The sequence below is a fragment of the Pelagicoccus enzymogenes genome (assembly GCF_014803405.1).
GTDB classification, from domain to species: Bacteria; Verrucomicrobiota; Verrucomicrobiia; order Opitutales; family Opitutaceae; genus Pelagicoccus; species Pelagicoccus enzymogenes.
On record NZ_JACYFG010000035.1, the window covers coordinates 23,726 to 43,359 of the forward strand.

The window sequence follows — 19,634 nt, forward strand, 5'->3', positions numbered from 1 at the left end:
AAATCGCAGGCATCCAAGTCCTAGACCCATCCGTCTGCCAAACAGCCGAAGCCATGTTCAAGCCTTTCAGCCAGCTCACTCTTTCCGCTCTGTGCATCCTGCTTCTCGCCACTCCCGACCAACTGAGAGCCGGGTTTGGAAACGACGCGTTCGAGGACGATCCCAAACTCCGCCAGGACGACAACTTGGAGTGGCCCGAGGTCGAGTTTCCTTCCCCTGAGGTACGAGGCCGCGGCTTCAAAGCGGGCGAGTCCTTCGAATATCGAGCCCAGTGGGGCTGGTTCCGCAAGGCGGGCCGCATCGCCTTCAGCACCGAAACCAACGACGACCCGGAGCATCCAGCTCTCATCGTAAAAACTGAGACCGCATCCGCAGGCATGATCCGGAAGTTCTACCCGATGACGCTGGTAGCGACCACCTTCCTCGACACGGAGAATTGGCGCATGCTGCGAAACGAGACCAAGGGAAAGGTCCGCTCCGACGAGAACTCCACCGTCACCCTCTTCGACTTCGAACGAGCCCTGATGAACTACGAGGACAAAATCGAACCTGAATTTAACCACATTCGGGAGCTTCCCTACGATTGCCCAGTCGACTACTCCTCCGCTTTTTTGCAGCTGCGCGGCATGGATCTGGCAGTCGGCAAAACCTATCCGCTCTTCGTCAGCACCAAGGGCAAGTTTTATTACGCCGTCCTCGAGGTCATGGAACTGGAAACCCTCGATACCGATATCGGCGAGGTCGAATGCTTCCGGCTCGAGCCGATCAGCTCCTTCCCAGTGAGCAAAGTCTTTCGCGAAGGCGGCAAGATGGCCGTTTGGATCACTAACGACGAGCGCCGCATCCCAGTACGTTTCGACGTCAAGACCTCCGTCGGCAACGCCTCCATCCGCCTCGAAGAGTACGAGCTGGCAGAATAGCTGCGATCTACAGACGTAGGGGCCAACGCTCCCGCAGTCCCGCGGAAATAATAATTCAATCCTTCTCAAACTCCAGCAACTCGCCCGGCTGGCAGTCCAAGACCTCGCAAATCGCCTCTAGCGTGCTGAAACGTACCGCTTTCGCCTTGCCCGTCTTGAGAATGGACAGGTTGGCCAACGTAATCCCAACTCGCTCGGAAAGCTCAGTGAGACTCACTCCTTTGGCCTTCATGCGCGCCTCCAACTTGACTACGATCGGCATGCGCGTCGCTTAGATGGTTAGCTCCTGTTCTTCGCGTAGCTTAGCGCCGACTCGGAACACTTCCGACAACACCAGAATGGAGAGCCCCACCACGATAACCCCTTCGTCAAAAGCAATCCTTCCGTCGAAATTGAAACCTTGCGGGCGTAAGAGGACGTCCGCATAGGCGCTCGAAACGAACTCCATGAGGGTCTTGCCCAGTGCCCCCACAAGGATCAGGATCCCCAATACCCTCAATCGCTGGGCGTTGGGTGCCTCGAACGCCTCGCCTCTCTCCACTGAATCCAAAATCTTCCGCAAACAGGAAATTCCCCCCAGAGCCGTTCCGGCCAAAACGAGCGCAAACAAGGTCGAAACAACCAAGTAACTTGGATGAGTAGCCCAAAATTCCTCGGAAAGGGCTACATCCACCCCAACCGGCTCCACGAATGCCAGAGCTGCCACGCCACCTTCCTTGGCAGAAACGGAGAGACTGCTCGCATCGAGATTGGACGCGCTTCCCCTCAGATTCACCTCAATCGCCGTCTCGACGCCAAAAAGCTCCAACGCCGCCGCTACCGAGACCGCCGCCAAAAAAAAGACCGTCCCCCACCACGCGACAAAAAGCAGACCCTTCAGGACCTTCAGCGATTTGGATGTCGATTTCATTTATTGTTTTTCAATAAATCCAGCCCATCAAGTCAAGGCAGGTTTTATTGTTTTTCAATAAACCCAATGGCGAACTTCCTCCTTTATATATCGCAGATAATGTGCAGCCTTGCCTGCTTTCCATGCGTCCCATCCACGCCGGACAACCACAATCCTTTTAATCTTATAAAAGTTAGGCAATTTACTTGCCTTCCTTTTCCTTAATTCTACAAAACGCCCATCATGAGTTCCGCAGACGCGACACCAAAGCTCGAGAAGAACGAGTATCTCAAAGAGGAGAGCAACAATCTCCGCGGCACCTTATTGGAGGAGCTAGCAGACACCAGCACCGCTGGCATCACTGCCGACGCTTCCCAGCTCACCAAGTTTCACGGCATGTACGTGCAGGACGATCGCGACATCCGCGGCGAGCGGCGCGCCAAGAAACTGGAAAAAGCCTTCTCCTTCATGCTGCGCGTGCGCCTGCCCGGCGGCGTCTGCTCGCCAGACCAGTACCTCATGATGGACCAGCTTTCCACCGACTACGGAAACCACACCATCCGCCTTACCACCCGCCAAACCTACCAGCTGCACGGATTGCTCAAGGGCAACCTGCGCAACGTCATTCGCGGCATGGACAGGGTGCTCATGGACTCCATCGGAGCTTGCGGCGACATCAACCGCAACGTGATGTGCCAACCTGACTTCAAGAAGACCCACGCCCACGCCAAGGTCTACGAAATCGCCAAGAACATCTCCCTCCACCTCCTGCCCAAGGGCAAGGCTTACCGCGAAATCTTCATCGACGGCGAAAAGTTCTCCGGCGAAGTGGAAGAGGAACCCATCTACGGAACAACTTACTTGCCGCGCAAGTTCAAGATCGGCGTGGCCATCCCACCCACAAACGACGTAGACGTCTTCTCCCAAGACCTCGGCTTCATCGCCATCTTCGAGGGCGAGAAGCTGCTTGGCTTCAACGTAACCGTCGGCGGCGGCCTCGGCACCACCCACGGCAACGACAAGACCTACCCACGCGTCGCCGACGTGATGGGCTTCTGCACGCCGGACCAGGTCAATCAGGTCGCCGAAGCCGTGGTGCTCGCCCAACGCGACAACGGTTCCCGCACCGACCGCAAGAACGCTCGCCTCAAGTACACCATCGACCGCATGGGCCTCGCCGCCTTCAAGGCCGAAGTGGAAAAGCGCACCGGATTCGCGCTCGCCGAAGCGAAGCCCTTCGAATTCAAGACTATCGAAGACGACTACGGCTGGAACCAGGACATCAACGGCAAGTGGTACTACGTACAGTTCGTGGCCTCCGGCCGCATCGTCGACAAGGACGGCGTCAATCTCCGCACCGCCTTCCGCGAGATCGCCAAGATCCACAAAGGTGACATTCGCCTCACCCCGACTCAGAACCTCGCTTTCTGCGGAATCGACGAGGCGGACAAGGATGCCATCCAGAAGATCCTCGACGACAACGGCGTCAAGGGACCTGAAGCGCTCTCCGGACTGCGCAAGAACGCCATGGCTTGCCCGGCCCTGCCAACTTGCGGACTGGCTCTCTCCGAATCGGAACGCTTCATTCCTGAGCTGCTGGACGAATTCGAGAAGGTGCTCGACGAAGCGGGTCTCACCGACGATTCCATCAGCATCCGCATGACCGGCTGCCCTAACGGATGTGCCCGTCCCTACCTCGCGGAAATCGGCCTCATCGGCAAGGCCCCCGGCAAATACAACCTTTACTTGGGAGCTGCCTACAACGGCATGCGCCTCAACACGCTCTACAAGGAAAGCATCACTTCCGAAGAGATTGTTCCTGCCGTCGAGCCGCACCTCAAGGCCTACGCCAAGGAGCGCAAGGAAGGCGAAGGCTTCGGCGACTTCTGCGTGCGCACTGGAGTGGTGACTCCCCCAAGCAAGTACACCGTCGGCCAAGACTAGTAGGAGCGAGCTTGCTCGCGATTTCATAGTAACTAAATTTCCCCAGCGGACCGCCTCACAGCGGTCCGCTTTTTCGTGCACGCAAGCCCTTGCAGGTGATCGCCGAATACCTTCTCCCGCATCCAATCCTAGCTGCAATGCGTACCCCCATACATGCGAAAAAACTTTTTTTGGCCCATCCCTAATGTCCTATTAACCATTGTCGCTTTCACTGCCACGCTGGCCGCTCCCTTCCTGTCCGCACAGGTGGAAAACCTTCGCCTAGAAAACTGGGAATATCCATTCCCTGAATACACGTACCAATTCACGAGCCAGCTCGAAGAGCACGAGATGGTCTACATGGACGTCTTTCCAGAAAACGCTGCCAACGGCGAAACCGTCGTCCTCTTGCACGGCAAAAACTTCTCCGGCTCCTATTTCGAGGAAACCGCGCTCTCCCTGAGCAATCGCGGGTACCGCGTGATCATCCCCGACCAGATCGGCTTCGGAAAATCGACCAAGCCCGAGAACTACCACTACACCTTCCAGCAGCTCGCAATCAACACCATGGGCTTGCTGCAATCCCTCGAAATCGAAAACGCTCACGTTCTCGGGCACTCCATGGGCGGCATGCTGGCCACCCGCTTCGCCCTTCTCTACCCGAGCTACACCAAAAGCCTCACCCTTCTGAACCCCATCGGACTGGAAGACTGGAAAGCCCTCGGCGTTCCTTACCTTCCCGTGGAAGCCTGGTACGAGCGCGAACTGGGCAAGACCGCCGAGAAAATAAAAGCCTACCAGCTTTCCTCCTACTACGACGGAAAATGGAAACCCGCCTACGACCCCTGGGTCGAGCAACTTGCCAGCTACCTCGACAGTCCGGACTACGCCCGCATGGCCTGGAACCAAGCCCTCACCTACGACATGATTTTCACCCAACCGGTCGTCTACGAGTTTCCCAAACTGGAAATGCCAACCTTGCTCATCATCGGGCAACGGGACCGCACCGCCCTCGGCAAGGATCTCGTCAGCGACGAGGAACGGGCCAAACTCGGCAACTACCCTGAGCTAGGAAAAAAGGCCCAGGCCGCCATCCCCAACTCACAACTAGTCGAACTCGAAAACGTCGGGCACTTGCCGCATATCGAAACCTTCAGCCGCTTCATTCAGCCCTATTCCCGTTTCTTGGCGGAAAACGCCAAGCCGCGAAAGAAACGGAGCCCAGAACGGATTGATCAATAGTAAGGGCAGCGCCGCTTGAGTCCCCTGTTGTGATGCCGCCTGCGAATCGCCAAGGTTGCTGCTGAAATGAAAACCTACCTCATCCCCTTGCTCGCCTTTGCATCGCTGACCGCCCCGAGCGTCGCCAGCCCCAACTTCACTTGGCCAAACGGCGCCGGAGCCGCGGTCTGCCTCACCTACGACGACTCCCTTCCCTCCCAGCTCGACATCGCCTACCCGCAGCTTCAAGCCGCAGGCCTCAAGGGCACCTTCTTCTTGCAGGCGAAAGCCGACACCATGGAAAACCGCCTAGACGAGTGGCGCGAAGTTGCCCGATCCGGACACGAACTCGCCAGTCACTCCCTTGTCCATCCCTGTCGCCAAGGCTTGCCAGGACGTGGCTGGGTCAGCGACGAACTCAACCTCGACCACTACACCGTCGAACGCGTGCGCAGCGAGCTTCAGCTCACCAACACGCTCCTCAACGCTATTGACGGACAGACAGCTCGCACCTTCGCCTACCCCTGCGGGGACACCGCCGTCGCCAACGGCAGCAAGTCCTTCCTTCCCGTCACCGCAGAGCTCTACCTCGCGTCTCGGGGCGTTTCCTCGCAGCTTGATTCCATGCAGGAACTGAACTTCAACAACACGCCTGCCTTCGACCTGTCTACCCACAATCTAGATGAAAGCATTGCGTATCTAGAAGATTGTTACACTAAGGGAACTGTCGCCATCTTTTTGAATCACGGAGTCGGTGGCGACTATCTTGTAACCGATCCACAACTACACCAAGACTTACTCGAGTACCTCGTCTCCAACCGAGACAGATTCTGGGTCGATACCTTCAAAAACGTCATGACCCACACCCACGACGAATTCACCCGCCTCGGGTGGGATAAGGAGCATTAGAGATATCTACGCCGTGGCATTCATGCCGCTGCCGCTTTCAAAGCTTCTCTCAAAGCCAAGAGGCACGCTTCCATCTTCTCCTCGCTGAATGAGGAAAACCCAAACATCATGCCATCCCGATCCACCGGACCGGGACCATAGCTGGAGATCGACATAAAGACATAGCCGCGTTTGCGCCCCTCATCCGCGAGTTTCCGAGCATCGACGGACCGTTTGTAGTAGCCTACAAAGTGCATGCCGCCATCGCAGAGATCGACCTCGATCCACTGCCCCAACAAAGCGTCCACCTGCTTCAGCAACCAGTGGCAGCGTTGCTGGTACCGCTTCCTCATTTTTCGAAGATGACGTTGAAAATGCCCTTCTCGCATAAAATCGGCAAGACATGCCTGCAGGGCAACAGGAGGATTCATGGCAGCCGCCCTCCAAAGCGCCAGAAAGTCTGGATACACGGATTTCGGCACCACCAAATAGCCGAGCCTTAAATCCGGAAACATCGAGCGCGTGAACGTACCCAAATACAAAATACGATCGTAGTTCGATATTCCCTGCATGGCTGGTAGCGGCTTGCCCCTAAAACGAAATTCGCTGTCGTAATCATCCTCTAAGATCCAGGCGCCCGCTCGCTTTGCCCACTCCAACAAAGCCGCCTGTCGCCCAATTGGCATGGCTATCCCCAGAGGAAACTGGCGAGCAGGAGTCGCAACGACGATACGCGGGCTGGGCTCGATCTGCTCTAAGGCATCGACCATCAACCCTTGCTCGTCGAGCGGAAGAGAACGAATCTTCGCTCCATTCAAACGAAATGAATCGCTAATTCCGCGATAGCTCGGATTCTCGACCGCAACCTCGTCCCCACTCCTAACCAAAGCTCTCGCCGCAAGCTCAATTCCCGGTTGGCTGCCACTCAAAATCAAAATCTGCCCGGCATCGCAGCGTACCCCTCGCTGCGTGCTCAAATGAGCCGCAATGGCTTCCCGCAATCCAAGAAAACCGCCATCTCCGTGACCGTAGGTATTAAGCGAATACGGCGATCTCCTTAACTGCTTGGCATACAACTTCAACCAAAGCTCGATGGGAAACGCCTCCAAGTCCGCACACCCCGACAAGAAAGGCGGCTGTTCAATGTAGCGAGCCGCTTCTTGTGGGAGCGTGCTTGCCACGCGATTGGCCTCCTCCTCTGTCGATCTTGCCACGAAAAAGCCGTCCGGAATCTCCTGCGCCACGTAAGTCCCAGCGCCCCGCCGCGAATCCAGATAACCTTCCGCCACCAGCTGCTCGTAGCCCTGAGTCACCGTGATTCGAGCCACTCCGTAACGCTGGGCCAGCTCGCGGCTCGAGGGCACGCGCTGTCCTGCTTTCAGCTGGCCCGCCCGAATCGCGTCGCGAAACGACTCGTACACCCGCCGGTACGCGGGGCAATTGCCCTTGGACAAACGGGGCACAAAATTGGATCTATCATTATCTGCCAAAGTGGACCTATTCCTAAATCCACTTTTCCCCTATCCTCCAGACCTAAATTCATCAATCGCTCATTCAGCATTCCACCCATGTCTTGCCCTTTCGCCAAAACTCAACGAAGCGCTCCGCAGCGGACGCCCAAACGCGTTTCCTTCGAACGCCCTCCTGTCTACGCCGTGATCGACGAGGCGCCCATCTGCCACGTTGGTTTTACCACGCCAAACGGCCAGCCTTTCGTGATCCCCACCATCCACGCTCGGAAAGAGGATACGCTATATTTCCATGGCTCCACTCAGAGCCGGCTGCTGCAAGCGATCGCTTCCGGCGATCCGATCTGCTGCACCTTCACCTTTCTCGACGGAATCGTAGCAGCCCGATCCGCGATGCACCACTCCATGAACTACCGCTCGGTAGTCGCCTTTGGCAGCGGATACCTGCTCACCGACCAGGCCTTGCGCCAAGAGGCCTTCCGCCTCACCGTAGAAAAGCTCATCCCCGGTCGCTGGGAAAACTGCCGGCAGCCAAACGATGCCGAATCGAAAGCCACCGCGATCGCAGCCTTGAAGATAGAAGAAGCGACGCTGAAGGTCCGCACCGGACCTCCCAACGATATCGCTTCGGATCTGGAAGGCCCCTACTGGGCAGGCGTGATTCCCACCTTGACTCATTACGGTCCACCGGAACCCGCAGTCTCCCAAGAGCTACCCGCTCACATTTCCGAGCTGGTCAGCTAACGCTAGCCCGCGAAACGACTACTCGGCCTGGTTCGCAACCCCGGCGATCAAGGTCTTCTCCGAGCTCTCGACCGGAGCAGCGTTGCCTTCGCCCGCGAAGCTCGGATCGAGTTGCTTGATCGCGTTGACAGCCATTTGGTGCCGAATCTTGGCGGCTTGCAGGCCGGCCAGATCCTTCTGCGCGTCCGTATTCCTCAAGTTCCAGACCGCCTCCCGCTTTTGGTAGACGATCGCTTCCATTTCATCGGCGTACTTGACCAATGCGAGCAGGAGTTGCTCCGAGCGATGAAACTCTACGAACGGCGACGCATCCGAACTCGCAACCTGGCTCGACTTCAAGAAGCGGATCAGCGATTCAGCGTGCACGTCGCTGTTCAGGAGCTTGAGGGACTCGCCAGCCTGAGCGAAGGCGGCGAACCAGAGGAAACACAAGATTAAGGCGGCTTTCTGCATGGGTGCAAACAGAGCAACCGCAGCGCCAACCGAACGAATTCCTTTCCAGTCCCGCAAAACTGATACTTCCTTTACAGGGCCGAACTTTCTGGAACCGTTAACTGAACTAAACTCTGGCAAGCCCGCTGGATTCGCCCTTCTTTATGCAGTTGCCAATCGATCCTACCTAATCCCCCCAACCCACCGAGACAGATGCGACTTACCACCCTGCTTATCACGCTTTTGGCCGCCAGCCCCTGCTGGGCAAAGCAAGCTCCCAACATCATCTACATCCTTGCCGACGACTTAGGCTACGGAGACCTTTCCTGCTACGGGCAAACCAACTTCGAAACGCCAAACATCGACAGGCTCGCGGCCCAAGGCATGCGCTTCACCCAACATTACTCCGGGAGCACGGTCTGCGCCCCATCCCGCTGCGCCCTGCTCACCGGCAAGCACGTCGGGCACGCCGCAGTTCGCGGCAACAATGAAGTCAGGCCGGAAGGACAGCAGCCCATGCCAGCCGATACCTACACGCTGGCCCACCTTCTCAAAGAGGCAGGCTACGCCACGGGAATTTTCGGCAAGTGGGGACTCGGCGCCCCCGACTCCGCCAGCGAACCTCTGAAGATGGGATTCGACCGCTTCTACGGATATAATTGCCAACGCCTCGCCCACCACTACTACCCCTACTTTCTCTGGAACGACGACGAGAGGGAGATTCTGTGGGACAATTTCGGCCGCGAGACTAACGTCTACGCTCCGGACCTGATACAGGAAGAGGCTCTCGCTTTCATCGAGGCCAACAAGGACCGCCCCTTCTTCTGCTACTACGCCCTCGTGCAGCCCCACGCCGAAATGTTCGCTCCGGAGGATTACATGGAGAAGCACCGCGGCAGGTATCTGCCCGAAAAATCGTTCAAGGGCGTCGACTCCGGTCCCCGCTTCCGCAAAGGGGCTTACGGCTCGCAACCCGAGGCCCACGCAGCCTTTGCCGCCATGGTAAACCACCTCGACGACGACGTCGGAGAACTCGTCTCCAAGCTCGAAGAGCTCGGCATCGACGAAAACACCTTGATCATCTTCACCTCCGACAACGGACCGCATCAGGAGGCTGGGCACAATCCGCGCTACTTCAACTCCAACGGCGGGCTACGCGGCTTCAAGCGAGACCTCTACGAAGGCGGCATCCGCGTGCCCATGATCGCCAAATGGCCAGGCCGCATCGCCGAAGGCTCGGTTTCCCAACATGTTTCCGCATTCTGGGACGTGCTGCCCACTGTCGCGGACTTGACTGGTCAATCCGTCCCGGAAGGAACGGACGGAATTTCTTTCCTCCCCAGCTTGCTCGGCGAGGGAGAACAAACAAAACATGCCTACCTCTACTGGGAATTCCACGAGAAGAAGGGCCGCATCGCCCTGAGGAAGGGAAAATGGAAAGCCGTCCGCTACGGAGTGTCCACGAACCCCGACGTCCCCACCCAACTCTTCGACCTTTCCCAAGACCCGAGCGAGAGCCGAAACCTCGCCAAGCAACGCCCCGAAGTCCTGCGCGAACTGGAGCGACTCATGCAGGAAGCCCGCACGACTTCCCCCATCCCTAAATACAATTTTCCCGACACTTGAACACGGCGGATAATTTGGATTGCCCCTACCTCGCAAATGCCAAACCTCTGCCGCCCTATGAGCGCTAAAGAAATCGCATCCTCAACGCTAAAGTCGCACGTCGCCGGCAACCCGTACCCCGGTCGCGGCCTCGTCATCGGCAAGTCCGCCTCCGGCGAGGCCTGGCAGCAAGTCTACTGGATCATGGGCCGCAGCCCCAACAGCCGCAACCGCCAGTTTTCGCTGGAAGGCACCACGCTCAGCACTGAACCCTTCGACCCTTCCAAAGTCGAAGACCCCAGCCTCATCATCTACGAGGCCATGCTCGAACTCCCCGGGCAATTCCTCGTTTCCAACGGCGACCAAACCCGTACCCTCTGCGACGGACTCGCCGCCGGCAAGACCGCCAAGCAAGCCCTCTCCACCCGCGATCGCGAACCCGACGCCCCCAACTACACCCCACGTATCACCGGCCAACTCGACCTCACCGGCGACACGCCAGAGATCGGGCTTTCCATCCTTAAGGCCAACAAGATCGACCCCACGTATTCGGACCGCCACTACTACTATCCGCAAGAGCCCGCCAACGGCATCGGTTACGGGCTCACCACCTACATGGGCGACGGCAACCCGCTCCCTACCTTCAACGTCGACCCCTTGCTCCTGCCCATCGCAGCGACGGCTGAAGAAACGCTCGAGCTCTACTGGGACGCCCTCGACGAAGACAACCGCATCTCGCTCGCGGTCAAGGAAATAGCCCTCGACGGTTCCAGCTCCCGCGTCGTCCTGCGCAACAAGTACGTTTAGGAGCGAGCTTGGTCGCGAACCCCTTACCCAATTCCAAAACGCTAGCCCGCCCGGCTAGCGTTTTTTTGTGCTTCAACCTTTCCTCCCCGCCTTCCGTTCGCCACACTTCTAACGTGAATCGCGAGCATGCCCTCTCATCCCTTCGCTCCCCTAGCGAGCCACTCGACATTCTCGTTATCGGCGGCGGGGCAACCGGACTAGGGACCGCAGTTGACGCAGCGACGCGCGGGCACAAGGTCGCCCTCATCGAGCAGTCCGACTTCGCCAAAGGGACCTCCTCCCGCTCCACCAAGCTGGTGCACGGGGGCGTTCGCTACCTGCGGCAAGGAAATGTGTCCCTCGTGCTCGAGGCGCTTCGGGAGCGCGGCTTCCTGTATCGCAACGCGCCCCACCTGGTTCGCGACCAAGCCTTCGTCATTCCCAACTACCGCTGGTGGGAAGGCCCCTTCTACGGAGTCGGCATGAAAGTCTATGACGCGCTCGCCGGCCGCCTGGGCCTCGCGCCCTCCCGAAACCTCAGCCGCGAGCAAACGATCGAACGCATCCCCACCATCGAAACCAAAGGGCTCACGGGCGGCGTAATCTACCACGACGGCCAGTTCGACGATTCTCGCCTCGCCATCAATCTCGCCCAAACTGCCGCGGCGCACGGAGCCGTGATCGCGAACTACCTTAAGTGTATCCAATTGCTAAAGACAGAAAATGGACAGATTTGCGGCGTGCTAGCGGAAGACCAGGAAACGGGCGAGCAGTTTGAAATATTGGCCAAAGCAGTGGTGAACGCGACCGGCGTATTCGCCGATTCCTTACGAATGCTAGATGACCCCAAAGCCAATGCCATCATCTCCGCTTCCCAAGGAATACACATCGTCCTTCCCAAGCGGTTTCTTCCCAACGATGCCGCCATCATGGTTCCCAAGACCGACGATGGCCGCGTGCTCTTCGCCGTCCCTTGGCACGATCGCGTCGTAGTCGGCACCACCGACACCCCACTCGCCAGCCACTCCCTCGAACCACGAGCTCTCAGCTCCGAACGTGACTTCATCATGCAGCACGCAGCCAAATACCTCGAGCACGACCCTCAACCTGAGGATGTTCTTTCCGTGTACGCTGGCTTGCGACCGCTCGTAAAATCTGGCGATTCCTCCGATACGGCCGCCCTTTCCCGCGACCACACCATCCTCATTTCCGACTCTGGACTGCTCACCGTGACCGGCGGAAAATGGACCACTTACCGTCGCATGGCGGAGGACGTCGTCGACCACGTGGAAATCCTTTCCGGAATCGAAGAGGATGCATGCAAAACCAAAACGCTCTCTATCGCCGGATCCACGCGAGAACCGATCTCAGCCTCCAATCTCTCTCCTTACGGCTCAGCAGCTCAAGCAATCGAAACGCTCATCGAGAAGGATCCCCGCGCCGCAGCCGCTCTCCATCCCAGGCTGCCCTATCAGCAGGCGGAGGTGCTCCATCACGCCCGGAACGAAATGGCCCGCACGGTCGAAGACGTTCTTGCCCGACGAACGCGGGCCTTGCTGCTCGACGCAAGAGCCGCCATCGAAGCAGCTCCGCTAGTTGCCCGTATGCTTGCGAGCGAATTGCAGAAAGATCAGGCTTGGATAGACGATCAGGTCGCAAGCTTCATCGAGCTCGCAAACGGATACGACTTCATGCACCCGTCTTCCACCAGCTAGCGCGTAGGAAACGAGCTCAGCGCTCCACCACGGAGTTGCGAACCACCAGCTCCGTCGGAAATACAACAGGAGCCGGCTTGACCTCGCCACGCTCCTCTTCCGAGTCAATGCGTTTGAGCAGCGTCGAAACAGCTTCGACCCCCATCTGCCTTAGAGGTTGTCGAACCGTCGTCAGGGGCGGTACGGTGACTCGGGCCACCAAGGTATCGTCGAAACCGCAAACCGAAACGTCGTCCGGCACCTTCACTCCAGCGCCGGACAGCGCCTCCACGCAGCCCAAAGCCATTTGGTCGTTCGCGCAGAAAATCGCATGCGGCAACAAATCCAAAGAATTGTCCTGTAACCATTTTTCCATTACAGCTCTAGCCTCCACGTCGCTGTAGGGCATCGACTTGAGCAGGGACTCGTCCCATTCGACTCCCGCATCGGCCAGAGCTCTCCGATAGCCGGAGATACGCCTTTCCGCTCCCAAGAGGCCACGCGGGCCGGCGAGGTGCATGATGCGGCGATGCCCCTTGTCCACGAGGAACCTCACCATGTCGTAGGCGCCCTTTTCCTCATCCGACTCGAGATTGACTACGCCTTCAATGTCAACGTTCGCATGCAGCGATACGCAGGGCATGTCGGGATTCATTCCCTTGGCAAATTCCTCGCCCACAATGGGAGCGATCAAGATCATGCCGTCGATTCGACCGTCGAAGGCGCGCTCCAATTGCTCCTTCGCGTCCGACCAGGTATCCAAGGTGAAAACCGTTACATTCTGGTTGTGCTCGGAAGCGCCCGCGATGATTCCATTGAAGACCTCGAGGAAATAGTGGTTCAGCTCCAAGCCCTCCACCACGATGAAGGCGCCGATCGTGTTCATGCGGCGATTGACCAAGGCTCGAGCCGCGATGTTGGGTCGATACCTCAAATCCGCCGCCGCCTTGCGGATCCTCCGTTGCGTTTCCTCGGAAATACGAACAGAAGAATTGGAGCCGTTGAGAACGGCTGACACTGCCATTGCTGATACGCCAGCCTTGCGGCCGACATCAGCAAGCGTGGGGGGGCGCTTGCCCTTTTTTCGGGAGGGTTGTGGCATAGGATTTCGCCTAGCAACGTAAATCCGAGCCACCCTTGCAATCTGTTTCTCCATGGGATCTTAGAAAAGCCCTTAGTACCAACACCCCATGCACTTAGATTACTCGCAAACTAAGCCCTTGGGTGGGCCTGATCAAACGCTTCCTTGAGGCGGCTGATGTTAACGTGCGTGTAGATCTGGGTGGTGGAAAGCTTGGCGTGTCCTAGCAACTCTTGCACCAGCCGCAGGTCCGCCCCGTTGTCGAGAAGGTGAGTCGCGTACGAATGTCGAATCTTGTGCGGCGTCAGGTCCATCGGCAACTCCGCGAGGGACAGGTACTTCTTGAGCAACAGCTGCACTCCGCGCGGATTCCACTTCTTCCCCGAATTGCTGAGAACTACGGGATCCAGGAACGCCGTTCCCACAGAAAATTCGCGTCTCCACTTATCCAATACGGCCATCGCCACGCGTCCCAAGGGACAAATGCGCGACTTGCCTCCCTTGCCCACGATTCGAGCGACGCCCTCGTCGAAGCTGACTTGACCATAGGTGAGGCTGCACAGCTCGCTCACACGAAAGCCGGCGCCATAGAGCAACTCCAGGACCAGTCGATCTCGCCATGCTTGAAAAGGAGGGATTGCCTCGTTCTCCAGCAGTCGCATCGGACCGTCGATCAATAGCTTCACTTGCCGCTCCGTCATGAAAGCCGGCAACTTCTTGGGCAGTTTAGGCAAGACGATCCCGACCAGCGGGTTCGTCTCCAGCTTCCCTTGGCGTATCCAATACTTGAAAAAGGTGCGCAGCCCGGAGACGTAGTTATGAACGGTCCGACGCGATACGCGGCGCTGTTGTTCGATCACGAAATCCCGAGCGAGACGCAAGTCGACCTTCTTGAGATCGCCGGCCCAACGCGTTTCGCTATCAAGATAGCGAAAGAAGACCTCCAAGGCAGTTTCGTAGTTGCGCGCGGTGTACTGCGAAAGCCGACGCTCACCGGCTAGATGCCGCACAAACGGATCTACCCAAAGCGATCGCCAAGCTTCGTCTTTGCTCATGATTTCGTCGCGGGAAGCGGGTTGCCGCCGCAATCTAGCCGATCTTTTCCTCGAGCGGCTCCACCATGGCATCGCTTTCCGCCATCACGCGACGAGCAAACTTGCGCACCGCGCTCTCTGGATCGATGCCCTTCAAGCGGCAAGCCGCAGCAATTTCGAAAAGGATGTGGCCCGCTGATTCCTCGTCCAGCTCGTCCGCCATCGCCGCGATCGCTTCCATGTCAACCGAATCGCCTACGGGGAGCGCCTTCTTCTTGATTTGCTTGAAAACGTCGTAGGCGAAGAGCAGGGCAGGAAGAGCCGGAGGCAGGTCCTTGAACTGCGATGGGTTAACCGGCCTGTTCGCCTTTTCCTTCGCTTTGATCTCGTCCCACTGCTTCAACACAGCGTCCGAGTTGGAGAGGTCGACATCTCCGAAGACATGCGGGTGCCGGCGAATCAACTTTTCGTTGATCTCGGCGGCGACCGCTTCGAAGTCGAAATGCCCCGCCTCCTTCGCGAGCTGAGCGTGAAAAACGACTTGCAACAGAACGTCGCCCAGCTCCTCCCGCATGTGCTCCATGTCCAGCTTGTCGATAGTCTCCAACAACTCGCTGCATTCGTCGACCAAGCACTGGGCGATCGACTGATGATCCTGCTCGATGTCCCAAGGGCAACCGCCAGGTCCCCGCAAACGAGCCATCGTTTCTACCAATTCTTCAATAGCGCTCACGCCCGCCATCAAGTCGCTCCGTTCTGCGGGAAGCAACATTCGAATGGAGCGCCCAGCCCAAACAGCCGCTACCTAGGCGCGTACTTCCGGAAACTCCGTCCCTGGGAAATCATCCGGAACCGCCCGCGTCACCTCGCCAGTGGCAGCCCATTCCAAACCTCGGAAAAGGGTTTCCAGGAATCCCGCGCACTTCATGGCCGCCGGCGTTTCGGTGTCGTTCGCTCCGACATGTCCCAAAGTCGTGTGAAAAACCCGCCCCTTTCCGTAGTCGATGGCCATCAGCATAGGCTCGTTCTCGCTCGTGCCGTTTTCGATCTCAGGCCCCGCGATCGCGGTCGCCAGCACCGTGAGGTTCTTGGCGGGACCGCGCAACTGACTGTATTGCTCGTCGATCGCGTGCAGCCAGGCCTCCGGCAATCCACGCATTACGGGATGATCCGGAGCGCAGGTTTCGACTAAAAACTCGAAAGGATCCGGGTGCATGGCCACGCCGGGCCCGTCGTCGAGAACCATCTTTCCCTTGCGCCAACGCACCTTCGGCCCCGCGTCTTCGCCGCGCCCTCCCCAGCCTCCGACACCTATCATCTCGTTGAAGGCCGGCCAATCCGGAAAAGCGTTGTCCGCCGCGTGAAAAGCAACCAGCCCTCCTCCCCCGCTCACGAAGGCTTCGAAGGCTCGCTGCGTTTCCCTCGGCCAGACGTCCCCTTCGTAGTCGAGCAACACGACGTCGTAGTCGCTCCAGGCAGGAGCGAACTCAGAGAAGTCTTCTCCTGCATCCGGCGTGACCAAGGTATCCACTTCGAACATACCGTCGGCGCTCACCGACGCCTCCAGAGCTCGGCTGCTCACCTTCCAGTTATGCCATTGGTTCGATTGCCCCGTCAGCAGGAGCACTTTGATTTTCGGGGGGGCGGATTCTCGCGTCATGCGAACAAACTAGCCACGCCCCACCGTTGCTCCAGCCATTTCCGCCCTAAGCTTTTATCTCACTATTGACTCCGAACGGATCGAATCACCGTGTCCGTCCACGCTTCGGCGCATTCCAACGCTTCGAAGTAGCAGTGGGGAAATCCGTTCAGGACCAAACTCTCCAGTTCGAACAACTCTCTCGTTCTCGAAGTGTAGCCCACCACCGCAAAGGATCGCCAAAGGGGAACCGTTTTTCGAGCTCGCGCGAGCAGGGCTGGGTCCGCCGCATTGGCGTTTACCCGATTTCCGATAAATCCCCAGGGCTCGCAAAAGTGCTCTTCTGTGATCGCGAGAATCCAGTGCAGGTACTCCAAGCGGTTCGGATCCCTGCCTGCCTCGCTGTTGAGGGTAGAGACAAGGTAGCGGTCGTAGACGTCGATCCTGCCGAAGCGCGACTCGTATTGCTGAACTATTTCAGAGCAAATCATGGGGGCGCAGTACACGCCACGAGGTCACGAAATCAAGGTTTACGGCGCATACGGTAAAGCGCGGCGCTTCCCTAAAAATCAATATCGACTCGACCCCGGCGCATGGCCTCACTATCCCCAGCTTTCGATTTAATAACGCCATGGCAGAAAAAACACCTCTCGTCGGAATCATAATGGGCAGCAACTCCGACTGGCCCACCCTCTCTCAAGCAGCCGAGATGCTCGACTCCTTCGGCGTCGCCTACGAGGCGCAAGTCGTTTCCGCGCACCGCACGCCTGAGAAGATGTACGACTACGCCAAAACCGCCAAAAAACGCGGGCTGAAGTGCATCATCGCGGGCGCCGGCGGCGCCGCCCACTTGCCAGGCATGGTCTCCGCACTCACCACGCTCCCGGTCCTCGGCATCCCCGTCGAATCGAAGGCCCTCAAAGGCATGGACTCCCTGCTCTCAATCGTGCAGATGCCCGGCGGCATCCCCACCGCAACCTTCGCCATCGGAGCCGCCGGAGCCAAGAATGCCGCCCTCTACGCCGTCTCCATCCTGGCCCTCAACGACGATTCCCTCGCCCAAAAACTCGAGGAATTCCGCGAACAGCAAAAGGCCAAGGTCGAGGCCATGGAACTCAAGTAAGCCTCGCCCGCCTTCACCTACCACCCAAAGTACTTCGAACTTCTTCACGTGATAACACCCGGATCGACAATTGGAATCTTAGGAGGCGGCCAGCTCGGTCGCATGACAGGACAAGCAGCCCGCGCCCTCGGCTACGGCTTTGTGGTCTTCGAACCGCAAGACCGCTGCCCAGCCGGACACGTCGCAGACCTCGAGATCAACGCGAAGTACTCCGACAAGTCCGCCCTCGAGCTCCTGGCAGAGTCCTCGGACGTAGTGACCTACGAATTCGAGAACGTCCCCGTGGAGGCCACCCACGAGCTGGAGAAGAAGATCACCCTGCACCCGCGTCCGGAGATCCTGCACATCTGCCAGAACCGCGAGCGCGAAAAGAACTTCCTGCGCGACAGCGGCATCCCTTGCGCCCCTTTTGCCATCGTGGACTCCCTCGAAGACCTCGACAAGGCAATCGCCGAAATCGGTACGCCCGCAGTGCTCAAAACCGCAGCATTCGGCTACGATGGCAAGGGACAGCTAAAAATCAGTAGCGAAAATCCGGATACCGCCGCCATCTGGAAGGAGTTCGGAGAGCACCGCGCCGTGCTCGAGGGCTGGATGGACTTCACCATGGAAATCTCCGTGCTGGTCGCCGCCAACGAACAGGGCGAAGTCTCTACCTTCCCAGTCGCAGAAAACATTCATACCAACCACATTCTCGACTACTCCATAGTCCCGGCGCGCATCTCTCCCGAATTACGGGCGCGAGCAGAGGAACTGGCCAAGGAGATCGCCCAAAAACTCGGCCTCGTAGGTTTGCTAGGAGTCGAACTATTCGTGCTGCGCGACGGCACGATCGCCGTCAACGAGCTCGCCCCCCGTCCCCACAACTCAGGCCACTACACCATCGACGCCTGCGTCACCTCTCAGTTCGAGCAGTTCGTCCGCGCCGTCTGCGGCTTGCCGCTGGGCTCCACAGAACTGCTAAGTCCTGTGACGATGGTCAACATCCTCGGCGACGCCTGGATCGGCCGCGAACCCGATTTCGCCTCAATTCTCCGTCATCCGACTGCCAAGTTGCACCTTTACGGAAAGGCGCAAGCGCGGGCCGGGAGAAAGATGGGCCATTTCTGCGTGCTCGCCGATTCCGCCGAGGCCGCCTACGAGCAAGCCAAAGAGCTCAAAGGCAAGCTGTAGAAACTGTAGCGCCGTGCTTTGCCGGCGACCGCATTACAGGGTCCGCTCCACAATTTACGCTGGCTAAAGCGCAGCGCTACGCGAAATCAAAGCGCTTTGGCCGCGGCCAAGAATTCCATAGGGTCCCACGCCTTCTTGACGGAGCGCATTACGATCTTGCGATCGCGGTCCACCAAGACCGTCGCCAGGCTGTGCACGATGTCCTCGCCCGTTTCGATATGCGTGAGGGCCATGCTCTTAATCAGCTGACGTACCGCATCACGCTCCCCGGTCACGAAGCGGAAGTTTTCCCCTTCGATTCCGTAGGCGTCCGCGTAAGTCCGCAACACGCTCGGCGTGTCGTACTTCGGATCGAGCGTGACCGAAATAAATTCCAAGTCTTCGAGCCCCTCTTCCTTGGCCATTCGCTGCAGGGTTGCCATCTTGGAAGTCGACAGAGGGCACATCTCCGCGTCGGTGCAGCGAGTGAAAATGAAGTTCAACATAAAAGGCTTCCCCACGTAGCGAGTGGGCGTGACCGTCTCCCCGTACTGGTCCACCAATGCGAACTCCGGAAACGCGTCGCCTTCCGCGAGGTAGTAGCCCGAGCCCAGCTCGTCGACCGTCTTGGCCAGACGTTTGTTCACGCGGCGCATGGTGTCGGCAGCCTCGTCGTCAATTTTCCAGATCTTGATCAGGCGAAAGCCGCCGTCCTCGTCGCGAACCATGCGAGCCTTGATCTGGTCTCCCTTCTTGAAGGTCTTCACGTCCCCCGGGCTCACGCGAAAGACCATGGTCATCGGCGGCATGAAATCCGGGATCTCCTCATGGGCAACGGTAAGGGCGACTCCCTCCACGTCGACTCCCTGAACCACTCCTAGAAGCGGGTAGCCTTCCTCTTTTTCATCTTCTTGACTTTCGTTTCTTTGAGCGCATCCCAGAAGCCCTGCCAAAGCCGACGCGACTAGCAGCATTCGAAAAAGCGGACTTTTCGTAAGCGAATTGAACCTGAAAGAAGAATGATGAGTGAGTCT

General features: G+C 58.3%; 20 protein-coding genes. 10 read left to right on the top strand and 10 right to left on the bottom strand.

Annotated elements, in window-relative coordinates; translation table 11 throughout:
• Positions 1–53: 53 nt before the first annotated feature.
• On the top strand, positions 54–920 hold the full coding sequence (locus IEN85_RS11885) for a DUF3108 domain-containing protein (RefSeq protein ID WP_191617305.1): 867 nt from the start codon (positions 54–56) through the stop codon (positions 918–920).
• Positions 921–975: 55 nt separating this feature from the next.
• On the opposite strand, the gene IEN85_RS11890 is transcribed toward IEN85_RS11885, so the two are convergent.
• Both IEN85_RS11890 and IEN85_RS11895 read right to left on the bottom strand, forming a co-directional pair.
• Positions 976–1,182, bottom strand: a complete 207-nt coding sequence (locus tag IEN85_RS11890) for a helix-turn-helix domain-containing protein (RefSeq protein WP_191617306.1) — start codon at positions 1,180–1,182, stop codon at positions 976–978.
• Between the two features lie 9 nt (positions 1,183–1,191).
• On the bottom strand, positions 1,192–1,830 hold the full coding sequence (locus IEN85_RS11895; RefSeq protein WP_191617307.1) for a DUF2975 domain-containing protein: 639 nt from the start codon (positions 1,828–1,830) through the stop codon (positions 1,192–1,194).
• Between the two features lie 222 nt (positions 1,831–2,052).
• On the opposite strand from IEN85_RS11895, the gene IEN85_RS11900 reads away from it, so the two are divergent.
• The 3 genes from IEN85_RS11900 (at position 2,053) to IEN85_RS11910 (ending at position 5,862) form a co-directional block, all read left to right on the top strand.
• Positions 2,053–3,753 carry an NADPH-dependent assimilatory sulfite reductase hemoprotein subunit gene (locus IEN85_RS11900; RefSeq protein WP_191617308.1) on the top strand — a complete coding sequence of 567 codons (1,701 nt, stop codon included), beginning with the start codon at positions 2,053–2,055 and terminating at the stop codon, positions 3,751–3,753.
• A 153-nt stretch (positions 3,754–3,906) separates the two neighbouring features.
• Complete coding sequence (locus tag IEN85_RS11905; protein ID WP_191617309.1) at positions 3,907–4,974, top strand: alpha/beta fold hydrolase; 1,068 nt, start codon at positions 3,907–3,909, stop codon at positions 4,972–4,974.
• A 66-nt stretch (positions 4,975–5,040) separates the two neighbouring features.
• Positions 5,041–5,862, top strand: coding sequence for a polysaccharide deacetylase family protein (locus IEN85_RS11910; RefSeq protein WP_191617310.1), 822 nt, complete (start codon positions 5,041–5,043; stop codon positions 5,860–5,862).
• A 20-nt stretch (positions 5,863–5,882) separates the two neighbouring features.
• Here IEN85_RS11910 and pdxR read toward each other — a convergent pair whose 3' ends face one another.
• A complete protein-coding gene (gene pdxR, locus IEN85_RS11915) occupies positions 5,883–7,304 on the bottom strand; it encodes a MocR-like pyridoxine biosynthesis transcription factor PdxR (RefSeq protein ID WP_191617311.1) in 1,422 nt (473 codons plus the stop codon).
• A gap of 105 nt (positions 7,305–7,409) precedes the next feature.
• Here pdxR and IEN85_RS11920 point away from each other — a divergent pair, with 105 nt between their 5' ends.
• Positions 7,410–8,054, top strand: a complete 645-nt coding sequence (locus IEN85_RS11920) for a pyridoxamine 5'-phosphate oxidase family protein (RefSeq protein ID WP_191617312.1) — start codon at positions 7,410–7,412, stop codon at positions 8,052–8,054.
• Between the two features lie 18 nt (positions 8,055–8,072).
• On the opposite strand, the gene IEN85_RS11925 is transcribed toward IEN85_RS11920, so the two are convergent.
• Positions 8,073–8,507 carry a hypothetical protein gene (locus IEN85_RS11925; RefSeq protein ID WP_191617313.1) on the bottom strand — a complete coding sequence of 145 codons (435 nt, stop codon included), beginning with the start codon at positions 8,505–8,507 and terminating at the stop codon, positions 8,073–8,075.
• A gap of 192 nt (positions 8,508–8,699) precedes the next feature.
• Between IEN85_RS11925 and IEN85_RS11930 the strand changes: the two genes are divergently transcribed.
• The 3 genes from IEN85_RS11930 to IEN85_RS11940 all read left to right on the top strand — a co-directional run bounded on the left by IEN85_RS11930 (position 8,700) and on the right by IEN85_RS11940 (position 12,592).
• A complete protein-coding gene (locus IEN85_RS11930; protein ID WP_191617314.1) occupies positions 8,700–10,112 on the top strand; it encodes an arylsulfatase in 1,413 nt (470 codons plus the stop codon).
• A 57-nt stretch (positions 10,113–10,169) separates the two neighbouring features.
• Positions 10,170–10,898 carry an IMP cyclohydrolase gene (locus tag IEN85_RS11935; RefSeq protein ID WP_191617315.1) on the top strand — a complete coding sequence of 243 codons (729 nt, stop codon included), beginning with the start codon at positions 10,170–10,172 and terminating at the stop codon, positions 10,896–10,898.
• A gap of 113 nt (positions 10,899–11,011) precedes the next feature.
• Complete coding sequence (locus IEN85_RS11940; protein WP_191617316.1) at positions 11,012–12,592, top strand: glycerol-3-phosphate dehydrogenase/oxidase; 1,581 nt, start codon at positions 11,012–11,014, stop codon at positions 12,590–12,592.
• A 16-nt stretch (positions 12,593–12,608) separates the two neighbouring features.
• Here IEN85_RS11940 and IEN85_RS11945 read toward each other — a convergent pair whose 3' ends face one another.
• The 5 genes from IEN85_RS11945 to IEN85_RS11965 form a co-directional block, all read right to left on the bottom strand.
• On the bottom strand, positions 12,609–13,673 hold the full coding sequence (locus IEN85_RS11945; RefSeq protein ID WP_191617317.1) for a LacI family DNA-binding transcriptional regulator: 1,065 nt from the start codon (positions 13,671–13,673) through the stop codon (positions 12,609–12,611).
• Positions 13,674–13,783: 110 nt separating this feature from the next.
• Positions 13,784–14,707, bottom strand: coding sequence for a tyrosine recombinase XerC (locus IEN85_RS11950; RefSeq protein ID WP_191617318.1), 924 nt, complete (start codon positions 14,705–14,707; stop codon positions 13,784–13,786).
• A 34-nt stretch (positions 14,708–14,741) separates the two neighbouring features.
• Positions 14,742–15,458, bottom strand: coding sequence for a nucleoside triphosphate pyrophosphohydrolase (mazG, locus tag IEN85_RS11955; protein WP_191617319.1), 717 nt, complete (start codon positions 15,456–15,458; stop codon positions 14,742–14,744).
• 33 nt (positions 15,459–15,491) lie between these two features.
• The gene (locus tag IEN85_RS11960) at positions 15,492–16,346 is read right to left on the bottom strand and encodes a ThuA domain-containing protein (protein ID WP_191617320.1); all 855 of its coding nucleotides are present in this window, start codon (positions 16,344–16,346) and stop codon (positions 15,492–15,494) included.
• A gap of 62 nt (positions 16,347–16,408) precedes the next feature.
• Positions 16,409–16,816, bottom strand: a complete 408-nt coding sequence (locus IEN85_RS11965) for a hypothetical protein (RefSeq protein ID WP_191617321.1) — start codon at positions 16,814–16,816, stop codon at positions 16,409–16,411.
• Positions 16,817–16,956: 140 nt separating this feature from the next.
• Here IEN85_RS11965 and purE point away from each other — a divergent pair, with 140 nt between their 5' ends.
• Both purE and IEN85_RS11975 read left to right on the top strand, forming a co-directional pair.
• On the top strand, positions 16,957–17,448 hold the full coding sequence (gene purE / locus IEN85_RS11970) for a 5-(carboxyamino)imidazole ribonucleotide mutase (protein WP_191617322.1): 492 nt from the start codon (positions 16,957–16,959) through the stop codon (positions 17,446–17,448).
• A gap of 48 nt (positions 17,449–17,496) precedes the next feature.
• The gene (locus tag IEN85_RS11975; protein WP_191617323.1) at positions 17,497–18,621 is read left to right on the top strand and encodes a 5-(carboxyamino)imidazole ribonucleotide synthase; all 1,125 of its coding nucleotides are present in this window, start codon (positions 17,497–17,499) and stop codon (positions 18,619–18,621) included.
• Between the two features lie 86 nt (positions 18,622–18,707).
• On the opposite strand, the gene IEN85_RS11980 is transcribed toward IEN85_RS11975, so the two are convergent.
• Positions 18,708–19,574, bottom strand: a complete 867-nt coding sequence (locus tag IEN85_RS11980) for an SCO family protein (protein WP_191617324.1) — start codon at positions 19,572–19,574, stop codon at positions 18,708–18,710.
• Between the last annotated feature and the right edge of the window lie 60 nt (positions 19,575–19,634).

Coding starts and splice junctions, on each gene's coding strand:
- IEN85_RS11885 (WP_191617305.1), top strand. CDS start 54: ATGTTCAAGCCTTTCAGCCAGCTCACTCTTTCCGCTCTGTGCATCCTG.
- IEN85_RS11890 (WP_191617306.1), bottom strand. CDS start 1,182: ATGCCGATCGTAGTCAAGTTGGAGGCGCGCATGAAGGCCAAAGGAGTG.
- IEN85_RS11895 (WP_191617307.1), bottom strand. CDS start 1,830: ATGAAATCGACATCCAAATCGCTGAAGGTCCTGAAGGGTCTGCTTTTT.
- IEN85_RS11900 (WP_191617308.1), top strand. CDS start 2,053: ATGAGTTCCGCAGACGCGACACCAAAGCTCGAGAAGAACGAGTATCTC.
- IEN85_RS11905 (WP_191617309.1), top strand. CDS start 3,907: ATGCGAAAAAACTTTTTTTGGCCCATCCCTAATGTCCTATTAACCATT.
- IEN85_RS11910 (WP_191617310.1), top strand. CDS start 5,041: ATGAAAACCTACCTCATCCCCTTGCTCGCCTTTGCATCGCTGACCGCC.
- IEN85_RS11920 (WP_191617312.1), top strand. CDS start 7,410: ATGTCTTGCCCTTTCGCCAAAACTCAACGAAGCGCTCCGCAGCGGACG.
- IEN85_RS11925 (WP_191617313.1), bottom strand. CDS start 8,507: ATGCAGAAAGCCGCCTTAATCTTGTGTTTCCTCTGGTTCGCCGCCTTC.
- IEN85_RS11930 (WP_191617314.1), top strand. CDS start 8,700: ATGCGACTTACCACCCTGCTTATCACGCTTTTGGCCGCCAGCCCCTGC.
- IEN85_RS11935 (WP_191617315.1), top strand. CDS start 10,170: ATGAGCGCTAAAGAAATCGCATCCTCAACGCTAAAGTCGCACGTCGCC.
- IEN85_RS11945 (WP_191617317.1), bottom strand. CDS start 13,673: ATGCCACAACCCTCCCGAAAAAAGGGCAAGCGCCCCCCCACGCTTGCT.
- IEN85_RS11950 (WP_191617318.1), bottom strand. CDS start 14,707: ATGAGCAAAGACGAAGCTTGGCGATCGCTTTGGGTAGATCCGTTTGTG.
- mazG (WP_191617319.1), bottom strand. CDS start 15,458: ATGTTGCTTCCCGCAGAACGGAGCGACTTGATGGCGGGCGTGAGCGCT.
- IEN85_RS11960 (WP_191617320.1), bottom strand. CDS start 16,346: ATGACGCGAGAATCCGCCCCCCCGAAAATCAAAGTGCTCCTGCTGACG.
- IEN85_RS11965 (WP_191617321.1), bottom strand. CDS start 16,816: ATGATTTGCTCTGAAATAGTTCAGCAATACGAGTCGCGCTTCGGCAGG.
- purE (WP_191617322.1), top strand. CDS start 16,957: ATGGCAGAAAAAACACCTCTCGTCGGAATCATAATGGGCAGCAACTCC.
- IEN85_RS11980 (WP_191617324.1), bottom strand. CDS start 19,574: ATGCTGCTAGTCGCGTCGGCTTTGGCAGGGCTTCTGGGATGCGCTCAA.